General features: G+C 27.7%; 1 protein-coding gene. It reads left to right on the top strand.

Annotation, left to right across the window (positions count from 1 at the left end):
• Nucleotides 1-40 precede the first annotated feature (40 nt).
• Nucleotides 41-238, top strand: a 198-nt coding sequence (locus SB717_RS39335; RefSeq protein ID WP_410908733.1) for a hypothetical protein, incomplete at its 3' end; no start/stop codon positions are given.

Here is a 238-nt window from a genome sequence, read left to right as displayed (position 1 = left end):
AATAGAATTTCTTGAAAAGTTAGATTTCGTAGTGGACGTAATGGTCGTTGATAAGTCTAATTTATCTGGTGATGGACTGAAGATTAAAAAAACATTTTACAAATATTTCCAGTCTTTATTTGTTGAAAAATATAATAATATATATGAGAGCTATTCAATTAATGCAGATAAGGTTGGAGAAGAATTTAAAATTGAACTCCAGGATTATGTGAGAAAGAAAAGCATAAGTCGTGATTTA

Source organism: Priestia sp. SIMBA_032 (genome assembly GCF_046535215.1).
GTDB classification, from domain to species: domain Bacteria; phylum Bacillota; class Bacilli; order Bacillales; family Bacillaceae_H; genus Priestia; species Priestia aryabhattai.
This window is presented reverse-complemented; position numbering and strand designations above follow the sequence as displayed.